The organism is Oryzobacter faecalis, from assembly GCF_046764005.1.
Classification (GTDB): Bacteria; Actinomycetota; Actinomycetes; order Actinomycetales; family Dermatophilaceae; genus Oryzobacter; species Oryzobacter faecalis.
Window position 1 is genome coordinate 310181 of sequence record NZ_JBKOFW010000005.1, and the last position, 16859, is coordinate 327039.

The window sequence follows — 16859 nt, forward strand, 5'->3', positions numbered from 1 at the left end:
GAGGAGGTGGGTGCCGTGATCCTGTTCCTGCCCAACGCGCAGTTCCTCTCCGAGGTCTCCCGCGCTGTCGAGATCGCCCGAGCCCTCAGGGCGCGTGGCGTCCCGGTGGCGTTCGGGACCCGCGGAGGCCGGTACGCCCACCTCGTCGAGGCGGCCGGCTTCACGGCCACCCCGCTCGACCCGGCGGTGACGCCGGAGACCGAGTCGGCCTTCCTCGACGCGATCCTGTCGATGGGGCCACGCACCAGCCGGGACTTCTTCACCGACGACGAGCTGCGCACCGCGGTCGACGCCGAGGTCGCCCTCATCGAGCGTCTCGGGGCCCACCTCGTCGTCACCGGCTTCTGCCTGTCGGCGTACCTCTCGACCCGCGTGGCTGGCGTCCCCCTCGCCACGGACCACGGTGGTTCCTTCGTGCCGCCGGTCCTGGCGCACCGCCTGTGCCCGGCGCCCGTGAACCCGCCGGATCCCAACCTCGCCCGGCTGCCCCTGCGGGTGCGCCGCTGGGTCGCCAACCGGGCCCCGGCGCTCGTCACCGGACCCGTCGAACAGCTCAACCGGCACGCGCGCGAACGCGGCGTCGAGCCCCTGCCCGGGATGCTCGGCCTGATGTGCGGAGACCTCACGCTCGTCACCGACCTCCCCGAGACACTGGGGCTGAGCGCCCGCGACCTCGAGCGGTGGCGGCCGCGCCGGCCGTTCCGGGTCCGGCGGGGCACGACGTTCCGGTACACCGGACCGCTCTACGCGCGCCTCGACCTCCCGGTCCCGCCCGAGGTCGACGCCGCACTCGGCGGCGACGAGCCGGTCGTGTACGTGGCGCTGACCTCCGTCTCCGAGGCGTTCCTCCGCACGGTCGTGACCAGCGCCAGGAGCGGCCGGTACCGGCTCGTCGTCGCGGCGGGTGGTCACGACGTCGGCGACCTCGCCGACGACAGGACGGTCGTCGCGGGGGTCCTCCCGAGCCACCTGGTGATGCCCAGGGCCGCGGCCGCCGTCGTCATGGGCGGGCAGGGAAGCGTGCAGACGGCACTCGCCTCGGGAACCCCCTTCGTGGGCCTGCCGTACCACGGGGAACAGGAGCTCAACGTCGCCGAGGCCGAGCGACTCGGCACCGCCCTCCGGATGTCACCGGACGAGGCAGGCACGGCCTCCCTCGGTGAGGCGCTCGCGCGTCTGGTGGGGGAGCCGGGGTTCGCCGCTGCCGCGACCTCCGTGGCCGCCACCTACGCCGGGGTGGACGGCGGGGCCACCGCTGCCGACGTCATCGTCGACTGGTTGCGGACCCGCGGGACCACTGTCGAGCCCACCGGCGCTCAGCGCTCGGGGAGGCCAGCTGCGGCGTCGTCGTAGTACTGCCGGTTGCGCAGGGCGGACGCGGCGGCCTCGTCGAGGCAGACGACGGTGTCCGGGTGCCACTGGAGGACGGACGCCGGGACCGACGCGCTGAGCGGGCCCTCCAGCGCGGCGGCCACGGCCTCGGCCTTGGCGTCGCCGGTCGCGACGAGGACGAGGCGGCGGGCGGCGAGGATGGTGCCGAGCCCCTGGGTGACGCAGTGGGTCGGCACGTCGTCGAGGCCGGTGAAGAAGCGCGCGTTGTCGCGGCGGGTGCGCTCGGACAGCCGCTTCACCCGCGTGCGTGAGGTGAGGGCCGACCCGGGCTCGTTGAAGCCGAGGTGGCCGTTGGCGCCGATGCCGAGGATCTGCACGTCGACACCGCCGAGCTGGCGGATCCGCTCCTCGTAGGCGCGAGCGGCGGCGACGAGCGAGGGCAGGTCGGTGGCCGACCCGTCGGGCACCGCGAGCCGCTCCGGGGCCAGCCCGATGACGCCGCACACCTCGCGCAGCAGCACCTGCCGGTAGCCCTCGGGGTGCCCGGGCGGGAGCCCGACGTACTCGTCGAGGGCGATGCCGTGGGTGCGGGAGAAGTCGACCCGTCCCTCGGCGACCGCCCGTCCGAGCTCGCGGTACAGGCCGAGCGGCGAGGAGCCGGTCGCGAGCCCCAGCACGGGGTCGCGGTCGCCGTCCGTGGGCAGCCCGGCGAGGACGGCCTCCGCCGCGCGGCGGGCGGCGTCCCCGGGCGTCGTGCCGACGACGACCTCCATCAGCCGGCCGCCATCACGGGCTCGGTGCGGCCGGGGAGCAGGGCGGCGCCGATGGCGGCCACCGGGACGTCGCCGTCGAGGACTCGGGTTCGGGACACGAGGTCCAGCCTACGGAGGAAGGGCGAGGTCGCGGAGCGGGCGGCGACCTCGGCGGCGAGGGCGGCCTCGAGGGCGGCCCGGTCGCGGGCGACGCCACCGCCGATGACGACGAGCTCGGCGCCGGTGACGACGAGGACCTGGACGGCGACGCCGATGCCGTGGGCGAGGGTCGCGACGACCTCCCTGGCACGGGCGTCCCCGGAGGCGGCCGCAGGGAACAGGTCGTGGGCGGGGCGCGGCCACATCCGGTGGAGGGCGGCCCCGGACGCGACGGTCTCGAGGCAGCCGAGCTGACCGCACGAGCAGGGGACCCCCGAGCCGACCGGCAGGTGCCCGATCTCACCGGCGGCCCCGCTCGCGCCGCGCACGACCTCGCCCCGGTGGACGATGGCCGCGGCGAGCCCGGTGCCGACGTTGAGGTAGGCCGTCGTCCCGGTCGCCGCGCCGGCCCCCAGGGAGTGGTGCGCGCCGAGGGCGGCCGCCTTGACGTCGTTGTCCACGTGCGGACGGCGACCCGTCGCCGCCTCCAGCCCGCCCGCGAGGTCGAGCGACCCGACGCCGAGGTGAACCGCGTGGCGGGCCCAGCCGGTGACGGGGTCGACGAGACCGGGCATGCACGCGCCGAGGTGCTCGACCTCGCCCCACCCGCCGACGGCGGCCGCGGCCCGGTCGGCCACGTCGACGGCGGTCGAGAGCACCTGCGTCGCACCGCGCCCCGAGGGGACCGACACGTGCGCGACGGTCGAGCCGGCGTCATCGAGGACGAGGGCGGCGGTCTTGGTCCCGCCGATGTCGATGCCGACCCTCACGGCGAGACCTCGCCGTGGAGCAGGCCGAGGAGCGCGCGCGTCACGGGCGGCGAGCCGCCGAACACCTCGACGTCGGCACCCCCGCGGGGCCAGCCGCACTCGACGAGGACGACCTCGTGCCCGGCCGACCGCAGCCGGGCCACGACCTCGTGCGCCGGGTGGTCCGGGCCGAGGCCGCGGCCCACGACGGCGACGCGAGCGCCGGGCGCCACGTCGTCCTCCGCCACGGTGGCCCCGAGGCCTGCGGGCCCCCACGAGACGTCGCCGACGGCGAGGTTCGCCACCGAGCCGACCTGGACCACGGCCACGGGTGCCGACCCTGCCAGCCAGCGAGCTGCGGTGTCGGACAGCCGGAAGGCCCTGGCGATCGTCGCGAGGGGGAGCGGCGGTGGCGACGCGGCTGCCCCCGTGCCCGAGGGCGGCCGCGCGAGGTCCCCGGCGAGGGCGCGGACCCGACCCGCGGCCTCGGCGACCCGCTCGCGCGGAAGGCGTCCCGAGACGACGGCCTCGACGACGGCGTCCCGCGTCGCGCTGAACCTGGCCTCCCCGGTGTTCGAGCCGAGGCAGAGCAGGTCGACACCGGCGAGCAGGGCCCGCACCGCGGCCTCCGGGATGCCGGACTCGGCCGACGCGCCGGCCATGTCCAGCGCGTCGCTGACGAGGACGCCGTCAAAGCCCAGCTCGTGCCGCAGGACGCCGATCACGGTGGGGGAGAACGTCGCCGGTCGGTCGGCGTCGAGGGCGGGCACGAGGACGTGCGACGTCATCACCGCGCGCACCCCGGCCTCCACGGCGGCCCGGAACGGCACCAGCTCACGCTCGCGCAGCAGCTCGACGGGGGCGTCGACCCGCGGGAGGTCGTGGTGGGAGTCGGCGACGGTGTCGCCGTGGCCGGGGAAGTGCTTGGCACAGGCGGCGACACCGGCCGACTGCAGGCCCTCGACGAAGGCCGCCGAGTGCCGGGCGACGAGCTCGGGTGTGGCCCCGAACGACCGCACCCCGATGACCGGGTTCGACGGGGTCGAGTTGACGTCGACGCTCGGCGCGAGGTCGAGCCCGATTCCGAGGGACGCGAGCTCGGTGCCCACGTGGGCCGCGACGGCCCGCGTCAGCGCGGTGTCGTCGAGCCGCCCGAGGACGGCGTTGCCCGGGACGGTGGACCCTGCCGGGTAGTGCACGCGCGTGACGTCGCCGCCCTCCTCGTCGGTCGCGAGGAGGACTCCCGGCAGCCGCGCGTGGAGGGCCGACGCCACCGGCCGCATCCCGGAGCCGTCCGGTCCGACGTTGTCGCCGTAGAGGCACAGGGAGGCCAGCCCGTCCGCGTGGGCGCGCTCCACCCACCCGGGCACCTCCGCCCCGGCGAACCCGGGCTGCAGGGTCGCCGAGACGTCCGCCAGCAGGCCGCGGTCGGCAGCCGTCATCCCTTCACCGCCCCGCCGACGAGGCCGCTGCTCATCCGGCCCTGCACGAGCAGGAAGAACACGATGACGGGGAGCGCGACGAGCGTCGACGCGGCCATGACCTGGCCCCAGTCGGTCTCGCGGCTCGCGCTCGCCTGGACGAACCCGCGCAGCCAGAGGGGCAGGGTCCGCGACTGCTCCTCGGTCATGACGACCAGCGCGACGGTGAACTCGTTCCACGCCTGGAGGAAGGCGTAGACCCCCGACGCGACGAGCCCTGGAGCCAACAGCGGGAACGTGATCCGCAGGAACGCCCTGGTCCGGGACAGCCCGTCGACCATCGCGGCCTCCTCGAGCTCGGCCGGGACCCCGGCGACGAACCCGCGGAGCATCCAGATGGTGAAGGGCACGACGGCGGCCGTGTAGAGGACCGCCAGGGCCAGCGACCGGTTGAGCAGGCCGAGCTCGCTCATCATCTTGTACTGGGCGATGAACAGCCCCTCGGCCGGCAGCATCTGGATCAGGAGCAGCGCGAGCACGAACGAGGTCCTCCCCCGGAACCGGAACCGGCTGATCGCCAGCGCGCCGAGGAAGGCCACGCACAGCGCGGCCGCCACGGTGGTGAGGGTGACGACGAGCGAGATGCCGAGCGCACGGCCGAAGGCGGCGTCCGACACGACGGCCCGGAGGTTGTCGAGCGACCCACCGAACGGCACGAACGTCGGTGTCGTGGACTGGAGCACGACGTTCGGCAGGAACGCCGAGTTGAGCATCCAGTAGACGGGGAACGCCCAGACGAGGGCGATGACGACCGCGAGGGCGGAGAGCAGCACCCGCGAGGTGCGCGAGCGACGCATCAGGAGTCCTCCTTGAGGAGCGACCGGACGTAGGGCCACGAGAGGGCGAGGGTGAGCAGGAGCATGAGGACGCTCACGGCACTCGCGGTGCCGAAGTCGCCCTGCCCGGTGCCGAGCCGGTAGACGAAGGTGCCGAGCAGGTCGGTCTCGCTGGCGACGGAGCCGGCGTCCTGGAGCAGCTTGACCTGGGTGAACACCCGCAGGTTCCAGATGAGCTGGAGCAGGAAGACGATCGACAGCACCGGCCGCACGAGCGGGGCGACGATGTACCGCAGCCGCTGCCACCCGCTCGCGCCGTCGATCGTCGCGGCCTCGACCACCTCGGTGCTGACCTGGGTGAGTCCGGCGTAGATGGACAGCGCGACGAACGGGACGCTCATCCAGACGACGACCGCACCCGCGACGGCGAAGAACGACGCCGGTTCGGCGAGCCAGTTGTGGCCGGCGGCGTCGGCGTCACCGAGGCGGACGAGGAACCAGTTGAGCAGGCCGCGCCGCCAGTCGACGATCCAGATCCACACCGTCATCGCGGCGACGACCGGCATGGCCCAGGCGAGGAGGAGGGAGACCTGGAGGACGAGGCGGGCCCAGCGGTCGAGCGCGTTCATCAGCACGGCGAGCGCGCCGCCGATGGTGACGGTCACGACGGAGGTGGCGAGGCAGAACGCCACGGACCGGAGGACGACCGACCACAGCGCCGGGTCGGACACCAGGGCGACGTAGTTGTCGAGGCCGACCCACTCCGCGGGGGCGCCGAACTGCTGCAGGAGCCCGAACTCCCGCAGGCTCGTCGCCAGCTGCCACCCCACCGGGTAGCCGAGCGCGACGACGAGGAGCACGAGGGTCGGGAGGACGAGGAGCAGCGGGAGCCCGCCCCCGCGCCGACGCGGGTGCCCCGGGGCGGCGGCCGGTGGCGACGTCATCCCGCGATCATCGCGGACGCGGGGCGGCCCCGGCGGCCGGGTCGAGACGGCTCCGGCCGCCGGGGTCGTGGTCACGTCGTGCTCACTTGAGGTTGAGCATGGGCGTGATCTTCGCGTCGTACTCCTTCGCCAGGGCGGCGAGGTCGGACGCGTCACGCAGCTTGCCGAAGAACTCCTCCATGACCATCGAGGACTCGACCGCCGCCCAGCCTGGGGCGGCCGGGGTCAGCTTGGAGTTCGAGGCGGAGTCGACGAGGGCCTTGGCGAACTCGTCGTCGCCGAGCGCGGAGACGTGGTCACTGTTGGCCGGGCCGAGGCCGGCAGCACCGAGCTTCTGCTGGTACTCGGGGGAGAAGACGATCTTCAGCAGCTCCTTGGCGAGGGCGGGGTTCTTCGACTTCGCGGAGATCGCGATGTTCGACCCACCTGCGAAGACGGGCGCGGGCTTGCCGTCGGTGCCGGGGAGGACGAAGGTCGTGAACTTCTTCGGGTCCCAGGTCCGGACGTCCTTGCCGTCCTTCTTCTCGAGGTTGCCGATCGACCAGTGGGCCCAGCCCGGCGCCATGATCGTCGCCGCCGAGAGCGAGGTGTCACCCGCCGGCTTCTGGTTCTCGTCGAGGATGACGTCGGTGTCGTTGATGTACAGCCACGGCGACTGGTCCTTGGCGTCGGCCGGGGCCTTGCTCGCCGAGCGCTGGATCTCCTGGAGCTGGGCCAGGCCCTTGAGGGTGTTCGGGTCCGAGAGGGTCGAGACCCACTGCCCGTTCTCCTTCCTCGCGAGCTCGCCGCCGTTCGCGAACACCCACGAGATGCCGTTGCGCCAGTCCTGCCCGCCGATGAAGAAGCCGGAGAAGTTCTTGATCTTGCGCGGGTTCTTCTCGGCGATGGTCTTCACGGCCGCGTTGAACTCCTCGAGCGTCGTGGGCTTCTCGACGCCGGCCTCCTTCCAGACGTCGGCGCGGGCGAAGACGTAGCGCGAGCCGAAGTAGTAGGGGAGGGCGTACTTCCTGCCGTCGACCGACCCGGCGTCGACGAAGCTCTGCAGCAGCTTGGAGCCGCCGAGCGCCTCGTACTGGTCGGAGATGTCGAGGAAGGCGCCGACGTTGGTGAAGGTCGGGCTCTGGGTGTTGCCCAGCTCGACGACGTCGGGGGTGTTCTCGGCGTCCGGGAGGGAGGTCGTCAGCTTGGTGACGAGGTCGCCCCACGACTGCTCCTCGATCGCCAGCGTCGCGCCGGTCTTCGCGGTGAACGTGTCCTTGAGGTAGGTGCGCAGCTCGTCGGGGGTGTCCCCGCCGGCGAGCCAGAGGGTGACGGTCTTGCCGGCGTTGGCGGAGGGGTCGGTCGCGGCCGGGGTCTGCGACGAGCCCCCGGACGCGCACGCGCTGAGGACGAGGGCCGCGCCGGTGAGCGCGACGAGGGGGAGGCGCCGAGTCATGTCGGTGTCCTTTCGACCGGTGGGGCTGCGGTGGGGTGAGGGGTGAGGGGTGAGGGGTGAGGGGTGGGGTGGCGGGGTCAGACGACCCCGAGCCGGTCCCAGAGGACCAGCGCCGCTGCCCCCCGCAGGACGATGTCCTGCGGGTTCCCGGCGAGCCGGACGGACAGCGGGTGCTCGGGGTCCTCGAGGAGGCGCGCCGACAGCGTGCGCTCGAGGACGGGGACGACCGGGGCGAGGAGCTCCTCGGGACCGGCGAGGACGACCTCGGAGAGGTCGAGGGCGGCGACGAGCGGGGCGAGGGCGACGCCGAGGCGCTCGCCCCCGGCCTCGACGACCGCGCGACCCTCGGCGGGGTCGCTCGCCTCCAGGGCGGCGCGCAGCCGCGGCACCGAGAGCCAGGTCTCGAGGCAGCCCCGCTTCCCGCAGGGGCACTCCTCGCCACCGTCGGTGCCGACGGTGACGTGGCCGATCTCGCCCGCCGCGTGGTGACCGCCGGCGACGCGACGTCCTCCGGTGACGATCCCGCAGCCGACGCCGCGGCCGACGAGGACGAGGACCATGTCCTCGCTGCCGGGGGAGGCCGACAGCTCGGCCTGGGTGGCCGCGTCGGAGTCGTTGCGGACGAGGACCGGGAGGCCGGTGGCCTCGGCGACGAGGTCGCGCAGCGGGACGTCGGTCCAGCCGAGGTTGGGGGCGCTGCGGACCGTGCCGCCCCGGTCGACGAGGCCCGGGGTGCCGATGCCGATGCCGAGGACGGGGGCCGGCGAGCGCTCGATCGTCGTGCGGACGAGGTCGAGCACCTCGGCGGGGTCGACGCCGCGCCCGGAGGCCGCGTCGACGGCCGCCGCCCGCTCCTCGAGGACGAGGACGGCGCCGGTGATGTCGAGGACCGCGGCCTGGAGGCGCGCCGGCACCGAGAGGTCGACGGCGAGGGTCAGCAGGCGGGCCCGGTCGAGGTCGACGAGCGTGCCGCGCCGACCCGCGCCGGCGGCCTCGGCGGGGCCGACGTCGCGGACGCGGCCGTCCTCCATCAGCTGGGTGACGAGGTCGCTCATCGTCACCTTGGTGACCCCGACCTCGCGGGCGAGCTGGGCCCGGGAGGTCGGCCCGAGACGCCGCAGGGTCTGCAGGACGAGGGAGAGGTTCTGCCGCCGGCCGTCGGTCGGGAGGACGGCGACCGAGGTCCGGACGCGGCGCGGCTGGGGGCTCATGGAGCGTTAGTAAACTTTACTAACCAATTCCCGTCAACCCTGTCCGCCCCGCTTTCCGAGTCGTGTGCTCAGGCGGCCGCCCGGGCAGCCACCCGGGCACACGACGTCGAGGGAAATGGGTGGTGGATCTGGTTGGGTGTGTCCCATGCCGTCGCTGACCCGCGCGGAGGCCTCTGCCCGCGCCGCCCTCCTCACCGTCGAGGCGATGGAGGTCGACCTCGACCTCGACCGTGGTCCGGAGACCTTCGGCTCGCGGACGACGGTGCGCTTCTCCTGCCGCGAGCCCGGGGCGTCGACCTTCGTCGAGGTGCGCCCGCGCGAGCTGCACGCGGTCCGACTCAACGGCGCCGACCTCGACGTCAGAGCGCTCGAGGACGGCCGCCTGCCCCTGACCGCGCTCGCGGCCGAGAACGTCCTCGAGGTCGAGGCGACGATGGCCTACAGCCACGACGGCCAGGGACTGCACCGCAGCACCGACCCGGCCGACGGCGAGGACTACGTCTACGGACACCTCTTCCTCGATGCCGCGCCGACCGTGTTCGCCTGCTTCGACCAGCCCGACCTCAAGGCGCCGTACGCCGTGGCGGTCACGGCCCCCGAGGAGTGGACCGTCCTCGGCAACGGCGCCGCCTCCGTCGAGGTGCCCGGGCGCACGCGGCTGGCCACGACGCCCCCGCTCGCGACCTACTTCGTCACCGTCTGCGCGGGCCCCTGGGCCAGCGTGCGGGACGAGCACGACGACATCCCGCTCGGCGTGCACGCGCGTCGTTCGCTCGAGCCGCACCTGCGCGAACAGGCCGCGCACATGCTGGCGGGAACCCGGGCCTGCTTCGACGAGTACCACCGGCTCTTCGGCATCCGCTACCCGTTCGGGGAGTACCACCAGGTGTTCGTCCCCGAGTTCAACGCCGGGGCGATGGAGAACCCGGGCTGTGTCACGTTCCGCGACACCATGATCCACCGCGGAGCGGCCACCCCGGACCAGCTGCTGCAGCGCACGAACACCATCGCCCACGAGATGGCCCACATGTGGTTCGGCGACCTCGTGACGATGCGCTGGTGGGACGACCTCTGGCTCAACGAGTCGTTCGCCGAGTACATGGCCTACCGGGTGTGCGCCGCCGTCACCGAGTACACCGACGCGTGGGTCGAGTTCGGCGTGGTCCGCAAGCAGTGGGGCTACGCGGCCGAGCGGTCGCCGAGCACCCACCCGGTCGCGGGTTCGCCTGCGCCGGACGCCCTCTCGGCGCTCGGGAACTTCGACGGCATCTCCTACGCCAAGGGCGCGTCCGTCATCCGGCAGCTCATCGCCCACATCGGCGACGACGCGTTCGTGCGCGGCGTCACCGCGTACCTGCGCGACCACGAGTACGGCAACGGCGAGCTCGCCGAGTTCCTCGCCGCGATGGAGGCCGCGCACGGCACGTCGCTGGCGGCGTGGAGCCGGGCCTGGCTCCAGACGGCCGGCGCCGACCGGCTGGCGATCGAGGGCGGAGTCCTCACCCGGACGCCGCCGGCCGCGCACCCCGCCGACCGGCCGCACACCCTCGACGTCGCGGCCTTCGCCGGTGGCGCCGAGGCGGCCAGGGTCGGGGTCGTCGCCACGGGCGACCACACGCCCGTGCCGCAGCTGGCCGACCTGCCGGCCGGCGCCCTCGTCGTCCCGAACGCCTCCGACCTCACGTGGGCCGAGGTCGCGCTCGACGGGGCGACCGTCGCGGGGCTCGCCTCCGGGCTGGCCGACGTCCCGGACGCCTCGGCCCGCGCCGTCGTCTGGGTCTCCCTCCTCGGTGCCGTGAGCCGCGGCGAGGTCGACCCGCGCACCGTCGTCGACGTCGTCGCGGCGGCATGGCCCCGCGAGACGAACGCCGCGGTGCTGGCGCGGGTCGCCCTCGTCACGACCTCGCTGGTCGTCCCGGTATTCCTCCCCGCCGACGAGCAGGCGGGGGCGCTGTCGAGGCTCGCGGTCGCGGCCGACGAGCTGCTCGAGCGGTCGGGCGGGCACGACGACCCCGCGGCCGCCGCGAGCGTGGTGCTGGCCGCCCGGGTCTGGGCCAGGACCTCCGACGACGTGGCGCGGCTGCGCCGGTGGGCAGCGGGGGACGGGCTGCCCCCGGTGCTCGTCGGGGACGACGACTTCCGCTGGCTCGTCCTGCGGCGGCTGTCGTCGCTGGATGCGCTGTCGGACGGCGAGGTCGAGGCGGCCGAGGCCGCCGACCCCTCGCTCGCCGGCTCGCTGGCCGCGATGGGCGTGCGCGCCGTCCGACCGACGGCCGAGGCCAAGGCCCGGGCCTGGGAGAGGCTGCGCGACGACGTGGGCCTGTCGAACCACGGGGCCCTCGCGCTGGCAGGGGCCTTCTGGGCGGCGCCCGACCGCGACCTCGTGCGGCCCTATGTCGAGCAGGTCGGCGACCTCGTCGTCGGCATGTCCGCGCGGATGAGCGACGACGCCCTCTCCCGCGTCGTCGAGGCGATCCACCCGACGACGGTCGTCGAGGACGCCACCGCCGCGGCGTCCGCGGCCGTCCTCGCCCGGACCGACCTCACCCCCGGGGCGCGGCGGTCGTTCGTCGACGCCGACCACGTCCTCCGCGAGGCCCTGGCCAGCCGACGGCGCTTCGGGTAGCGGTCGTGCTCGGGTTCGCCGTCGTCGTCCTCGCGCTCGCCGCGGTGGTCAGCATGCTCGTCGTGAGGATGACCGCCCCGCCGGGCGGTGACGGCGGCCGGCACGCGGCGGTGACCCCGGTGTGGAAGCGGGCCGTGCTGGCCGTGCTGCCGTTCCTCGTGGCTGCGGCGATCGTCGTCCCGTGGGTCATCGGCACCCCCGGTCCGCAGCCGACCGGCGACCCCGTGGCCCCGACGAGGCCGGGGACCTCGTCGGCGACGGCCACGCCCACCCCGTCCGTGACCGTGACCTCGCCCTCCGCCTCGCCGAGCGGGTCACCGACCCCCACGTCCTCGAGCCCGCAGCCCGCGCCGAACCCGGGGCCGACCTCGCGACCCACCGCCGCGCCCCCCGCGCCCACCCCCACGCAGAAGCCCCGGGGTGCGACGACGCCCCCGACGAGGCCGTCGCCCAAGCCCTGACTCAGCCGCGCGGCCCCGCCTCAGGGGCTGACGAGGACGACGACCTTGCCGCACGCACGTCCCTCGCCGACGCGGGCGAGGGCCGCCGCGGTCTCGTCGAGCGGGAGGACGCGGTCGACGTGCACGGTGAGGTCGCCGGCGAGGACCCGCTCGGCCGCCGGCGCGAAGTGCTCCGGCCCCTGGCGGACCACGAGGACACCGAGGCTGCGGCCGGTGGCGGCCCCGGCCACCGCACCGACGGTGACCACGCGGAGGAGGCTGCGCACCGGTCCGCCGACACACCGGTAGCTGCCCCCCGGCGCGAGGGCCCTTCGGTAGGCGAACACCGACCGGTGCGCCACGAGGTCGAGGACGTGGTCGAAAGGGCCTCGACGGGTCCAGTCCTCGGCACGGAAGTCGACGACCTCGTCGGCCCCGACGGCGCGCATGAAGTCGAGCTTGCCCGCGTTGTCGACGGCCGTGACGTGGGCGCCGGCCGCCCTCGCGAGCTGGACCGCGAGCGGACCGGTGCCACCGCCGGCGCCGTTGACGAGGACGCGGCTCCCCGGACCGACGCGCTCGGTGCCCTGGAGGGCGATCGCCCCCGACTGGGGCAGGGTGCTGGCCTCGACGAAGCCGAGGGCGGAGGGCTTGGGGGCGAGGGCCGACTCCTTCGCGACCGCCAGCTCGGCGAAGCCGCCCATGAGGGCGAGGTTGTCGCCGTAGACCTCGTCGCCGGGGGCGAAAGCGTTGACGCCCGGGCCGACCGCCTCGACGACGCCGGCGAGGTCGGACCCGAGGACGTGGCGCGTCGGGCGGCGCAGCCCGCCGAGCCGGGCGTAGGCAGGGGAGCCGACGAGCGACTCCCAGTCGGAGAGGTTGACCGACGTGGCGACGACCCGCACGAGCACCTGGCCCGGGCCCGGGGCGGGGTCGGGGACCTCCTCGACCCGCAGGACGCCGGGTGGGCCGTAGCGGTCGTACACGACGGCCCTCACGGTCGGGCCCTCATGGTGCGCGCCCTCATCCGGCCCAGAAGCCGCGACCGCCGAAGAGGTCGCGGTAGCTGCCGTACTCCGATGCGCGGGAACGAGATCCGAGGTAGGAGCCCACGACGGCCGCTCCGAGGTCGCCGAGCTCCGGGGAGACGACCGTGCCGCCGACGCGGCGCGCCATCCCGTCGACGAACCGGGCGAGGCCGGGGTCGTCGCCCAGGCGGAAGAACGTCGTGCGGGCGCCGAGCCGGGCGGCGTTGTCGAGCTCGCGCACGGCGAGCGCGATCGTCCGCGGGTGCGGCGGGTAGTCGAAGAAGACCTCGCCGCCCGGCTCCAGGTGCGACGTCGGCTCGCCGTCGGTGACGACGAGCAGGACGGGCTGCTCGTGGGGGTGCCGCCGGAAGTGCCGGTTCGCGAGGAGGAGCGCGTGGTGGAGGTTGGTTCCCTTCTCCCAGACCGCATCCAGGCCCGTGAGCTGCTCGATCTCCATGACCGCGGCGTGACGACCGAAGCCGATGAGCTCGAGCTGGTCGCCGCGGAAGCGGCTGCGGATGAGCTGGTGGAGGGCGAGGGCGGTGCGCTTCATCGGGACCCAGCGGCCGTCCATCGCCATCGAGAACGAGGTGTCGACGAGCAGCGCGACCGCGGCCCGGGTGCGGGCCTCGGTCTCGACGACCTCGACGTCGCGGATGTCGAGGCGGATGCCGTCGTGCGGCCCCTCGGCGGCGGTGCGGGTCAGCGCGTTCGTCATCGTCCGGGTGACGTCCCACGGCTCGGTGTCGCCGAACTCCCACGGCCGGGTCGCGCCGCTCTGCTCGCCCGCGGCGCCGGCGGCCCGGACGTCACGGGCGCCCTGCCGGGACGAGAGCCGTCCGGCGACGTCCCGGAGGAGCGACCGGCCCAGCTCACGCATGGCGCGGGGGGAGAGGCGCAGGGTGCCGTCGGCGGCGCGGGTCAGGTAGCCGCTGTCGCGCAGCGCGCGCTCGAGCTCGGCGAGCGCACGCGCGTCGACCGCGGCCTCGTCGTCGAGCTGGCGCGCCAGCGCGTCGAGGTCCACGTCGTCCATCCGGGCGCCGGGGTGCGCCTGGGCCAGCTGGTCGGACAGGGCGTCGAGCTGGGCGAGGTCCTGCAGCACCCCCGTGCCATCGCCGAGTCCGAGCCCCTGCTCGCCGGAGAACCGCTCCGAGCCGTCCCAGTCCTCGCCGGGGCGCAGCCCGCGCAGGAGGTCGTCCATCCGCGAGAGCTGGTCCATGAGCTCGGGCGACCCGAACGCCTGGGCCGACAGCTCGGCGAGCTCGGCGCGCTGCTCGGGCGTCATCGACGCGAGCATCCGCTGGGCCGCGGCGGCGCGGGCCGCGAGGGCGTCGACGAGCTCGTCGACCGACTGGGGGTCCTCGGGGAAGAAGTCGCCGTGCTCGGCCATGAACCGCTCGAACTGCTCGGCGGTGTCCTCGCCCCGCGCGTGGGCCGCGAGGAGGTCGTTGAGGTCGCGGAGCATCGCCTCGACCCGCTCGCGGTCCTCGTCGGTCGCGTTCTCGAGCGCCTGCTTCATCCCCGCGAAGCGCTGGTCGAGCAGCTCGCGGCCGAGGAGGTCCTTGATCCGCTCGTAGCGTTCGCGGGCGTCGCCGCTGCGCCACTCGTAGTCGGCCAGCTCGTTGACCGCCTGCGCCGTCGAGGCCGGCAGGTTCTCCATCCGCACCTCGCCGAACCGGGCGTCGTCGTCGAGGTCGCGGGCGAGCTGCTTGCGCTCGGCGAGCACGGCCTCGTCGAGCAGGCGGCGCACCTCCTCGAGGGTGCCGCCGAGGGAGTGCCGCTGGAGCAGGTCGCGGCGCCGCTCGGCGACCCGACGGGCGAGCTCGTCGAGGCCGACACGGCTGCGGGTGCCCTGGCGGAGCAGCTCGCGCAGGGCCCGCTCGGGGGAGGTGCCGGCCATCACGTCCTGGCCGATGGTGTCGAGGGCCTCGCGCAGGTCGACGGGCGGCGCGAGGGGGTCGCCGCCGTCGTACCTGCGGTACCGGCTCATCCGTACACCGTCTCCCCGCCGGCGCTGTCCTTGCCGATCCGGCGGGCGAGGTAGAGCCCCTCGAGCGCCAGCTCGACCGCGCTGGCCCGCTGCCCGTCGGTCGTGGCGCCGACGCGGTCGGCGACCTTCTCGTAGACGTCGGACTCGCCGAGCACGGGCAGGCCGTCGAGGAACTCCCGCGCCGACACCCGCTCGCCGGTCGTGACGAGCGCGCCGTCCTCGATGGCCTCGACGATCAGGCCCAGGTCGATGCCGCCGAGCCGGCTGCGGCACGTCTCGGCGGTGGCGGTGCGCAGGAGGTGGCCGAGGACCTCGCGCTCGCGCCCCTCCTCGCCCGACTCGAACTCGACCTTGCCGCGCAGGACGTCGAGCGCCGCCTCGAGGTCGACGACGCGGGCGACCGCCTCGTCCTCCCCGACGACGGTGGCGCGGTGCAGCGCCGCGGCGGCGACCGTCTCGGCCGCCGCGATGGCGAACCGGGCCGAGACCCCCGAGCGCTGGTCGACGGCGGGGGAGGTGCGCAGGGCCCGGGTGAAGCGGGCGACGACCTCGAGGAGGGCGTCGGGCACCTCCGCGACGAGACCGGCCTCCTGGCGCACGACGGCGACCTCGTCGGAGAGCTCGCGCGGGTAGTGGGTGCGGATCTCGGCACCGAAGCGGTCCTTGAGCGGGGTGATGATGCGGCCGCGGTTCGTGTAGTCCTCGGGGTTCGCGCTCGCGACGACGAGGACGTCGAGGGGGAGGCGCAGGACGTACCCGCGGATCTGGATGTCGCGCTCCTCCATGACGTTGAGCATCGCGACCTGGATGCGCTCGGCGAGGTCGGGCAGCTCGTTGATGGCGACGATGCCGCGGTGGCTGCGCGGGATCAGCCCGAAGTGGATGGTCTCGGGGTCGCCGAGCCGCCGGCCCTCGGCCACGCGCATCGGGTCGACGTCGCCGATGAGGTCGGCCACGCTCGTGTCGGGGGTGGCGAGCTTCTCGGCATAGCGCTCCTCGCGGTGCCGCCACTCGACGGGGAGGTCGTCCCCCAGCTCCGCTGCGCGCCGTCGGGACTCGACGGTGATGGGCTCGTAGGGGTGCTCGCCGAGCTCGGAGCCGGCGATGACGGGCGACCACTCGTCGAGGAGGCCGACGAGGCTGCGCAGCAGGCGGGTCTTGCCCTGGCCGCGCTCGCCGAGGAGGACGACGTCGTGCCCCGCGAGCAGCGCCCGCTCGAGCTGCGGGACCACCGTGTTGCCGAACCCGTGCAGCCCCGGCCAGGGGTCGCGTCCGTGCCCGAGGGCGGCGAGGAGGTTGGCGCGGATCTCGGCCCGGACCGGACGAAGCCGGTGGCCCGAGGCACGCAGGTCGGCGACGGTGGTGGCCAGGGGACGGTCGCTCATCGCCTCACGCTACGTCAGCGTCCAGGTGCTCGGAAGCTCCGTGTCCCCCCTCCCAACTTTCCCGCCAGCTACCGGAACGTTGGGCATCGCACCGGAACCTTTCCGGTGCGATGCCCAACCTTCCGAGGCGATGCCTGCCAGCACCCGTGGTACGCCGAAAACGGTTGCGGTTCTTCCACATTCACGCCCTCGAACACTTGTGCGAACGCGCCTGAGCGGGTAGGCTCGACCCACGGGGGAAGGGGGAGCCATGAACAGCCAGCACGGGCAGGGCGCCGACGTCATGGGCGCAGCCGGCGGCGATGACGTGGTCGCGCTCCTCGCCTCGATGTCCAGCCGACTCGCTGCGGTCGCCGCCCTCCCGAGCGGCCGTGAGGAGCTCACCGGTGTCGTCGCGGCCGCGCAGGCGGTGGCCAACGCCGCGGCCGCGGTGCAGGACGGCGCGATCGCGGCGTTGGCGGCGGTCGAGGGCGCAGTGGGCCGAGGACGGCACGATCACCGAGGTCGTCCGCGCCCCGGGTCACGTCGCGATCGACGCCGCCGACCTCCTC

At 74.5% G+C, this 16859-nt stretch carries 14 protein-coding genes; 4 read left to right on the forward strand and 10 right to left on the reverse strand.

What is annotated here, in order from left to right:
• Positions 1-15: 15 nt before the first annotated feature.
• Positions 16-1353 carry a glycosyltransferase gene (locus tag ACK8HX_RS12210; protein WP_411940969.1) on the forward strand — a complete coding sequence of 446 codons (1338 nt, stop codon included), beginning with the start codon at positions 16-18 and terminating at the stop codon, positions 1351-1353.
• On the opposite strand, the gene ACK8HX_RS12215 is transcribed toward ACK8HX_RS12210, so the two are convergent.
• The 7 genes from ACK8HX_RS12215 to ACK8HX_RS12245 form a co-directional block, all read right to left on the reverse strand.
• Positions 1317-2105 (reverse strand): glucosamine-6-phosphate deaminase, encoded by a 789-nt coding sequence (locus ACK8HX_RS12215; protein WP_411940970.1) that lies wholly within the window; start codon positions 2103-2105, stop codon positions 1317-1319. The genes ACK8HX_RS12210 and ACK8HX_RS12215 overlap by 37 nt on opposite strands.
• Positions 2105-3013, reverse strand: coding sequence for an ROK family protein (locus tag ACK8HX_RS12220; RefSeq protein ID WP_411940971.1), 909 nt, complete (start codon positions 3011-3013; stop codon positions 2105-2107). Before ACK8HX_RS12220 ends, ACK8HX_RS12215 begins: the two co-directional genes overlap by 1 nt.
• Positions 3010-4434, reverse strand: coding sequence for a glycoside hydrolase family 3 protein (locus ACK8HX_RS12225; RefSeq protein WP_411940972.1), 1425 nt, complete (start codon positions 4432-4434; stop codon positions 3010-3012). Before ACK8HX_RS12225 ends, ACK8HX_RS12220 begins: the two co-directional genes overlap by 4 nt.
• Positions 4431-5270 (reverse strand): carbohydrate ABC transporter permease, encoded by an 840-nt coding sequence (locus tag ACK8HX_RS12230; RefSeq protein ID WP_411940973.1) that lies wholly within the window; start codon positions 5268-5270, stop codon positions 4431-4433. Before ACK8HX_RS12230 ends, ACK8HX_RS12225 begins: the two co-directional genes overlap by 4 nt.
• Positions 5270-6193 (reverse strand): carbohydrate ABC transporter permease, encoded by a 924-nt coding sequence (locus ACK8HX_RS12235; RefSeq protein WP_411940974.1) that lies wholly within the window; start codon positions 6191-6193, stop codon positions 5270-5272. The genes ACK8HX_RS12230 and ACK8HX_RS12235 overlap by 1 nt, the downstream gene beginning before the upstream one ends.
• 82 nt (positions 6194-6275) lie before the next feature.
• Positions 6276-7628: an extracellular solute-binding protein gene (locus tag ACK8HX_RS12240; protein WP_411940975.1), complete on the reverse strand. Its 1353-nt coding sequence runs from the start codon at positions 7626-7628 to the stop codon at positions 6276-6278.
• Between the two features lie 77 nt (positions 7629-7705).
• Positions 7706-8839: an ROK family protein gene (locus tag ACK8HX_RS12245; protein ID WP_411940976.1), complete on the reverse strand. Its 1134-nt coding sequence runs from the start codon at positions 8837-8839 to the stop codon at positions 7706-7708.
• 145 nt (positions 8840-8984) lie between these two features.
• Here ACK8HX_RS12245 and pepN point away from each other — a divergent pair, with 145 nt between their 5' ends.
• Together pepN and ACK8HX_RS12255 are read left to right on the forward strand one after the other, a co-directional pair.
• Positions 8985-11465, forward strand: a complete 2481-nt coding sequence (pepN, locus tag ACK8HX_RS12250) for an aminopeptidase N (RefSeq protein WP_411940977.1) — start codon at positions 8985-8987, stop codon at positions 11463-11465.
• A 5-nt stretch (positions 11466-11470) separates the two neighbouring features.
• A complete protein-coding gene (locus ACK8HX_RS12255) occupies positions 11471-11926 on the forward strand; it encodes a hypothetical protein (protein ID WP_411940978.1) in 456 nt (151 codons plus the stop codon).
• A gap of 20 nt (positions 11927-11946) precedes the next feature.
• Here the strand turns inward: ACK8HX_RS12255 and ACK8HX_RS12260 are convergent, their stop codons facing one another.
• Genes ACK8HX_RS12260 through ACK8HX_RS12270 form a run of 3 tightly spaced genes read right to left on the reverse strand, consistent with a single transcriptional unit; the run spans position 11947 to position 16308 of the window.
• Positions 11947-12903, reverse strand: a complete 957-nt coding sequence (locus tag ACK8HX_RS12260; protein ID WP_411940979.1) for an NAD(P)-dependent alcohol dehydrogenase — start codon at positions 12901-12903, stop codon at positions 11947-11949.
• A 25-nt stretch (positions 12904-12928) separates the two neighbouring features.
• Positions 12929-14923, reverse strand: a complete 1995-nt coding sequence (locus ACK8HX_RS12265; RefSeq protein WP_411940980.1) for a VWA domain-containing protein — start codon at positions 14921-14923, stop codon at positions 12929-12931.
• Positions 14920-16308 carry a magnesium chelatase gene (locus tag ACK8HX_RS12270; RefSeq protein WP_411940981.1) on the reverse strand — a complete coding sequence of 463 codons (1389 nt, stop codon included), beginning with the start codon at positions 16306-16308 and terminating at the stop codon, positions 14920-14922. The genes ACK8HX_RS12265 and ACK8HX_RS12270 overlap by 4 nt, the downstream gene beginning before the upstream one ends.
• Before the next feature lie 250 nt (positions 16309-16558).
• On the opposite strand from ACK8HX_RS12270, the gene ACK8HX_RS12275 reads away from it, so the two are divergent.
• Positions 16559-16859: hypothetical protein (locus ACK8HX_RS12275; protein WP_411940982.1), on the forward strand; the 301-nt coding region annotated here is incomplete at its 3' end.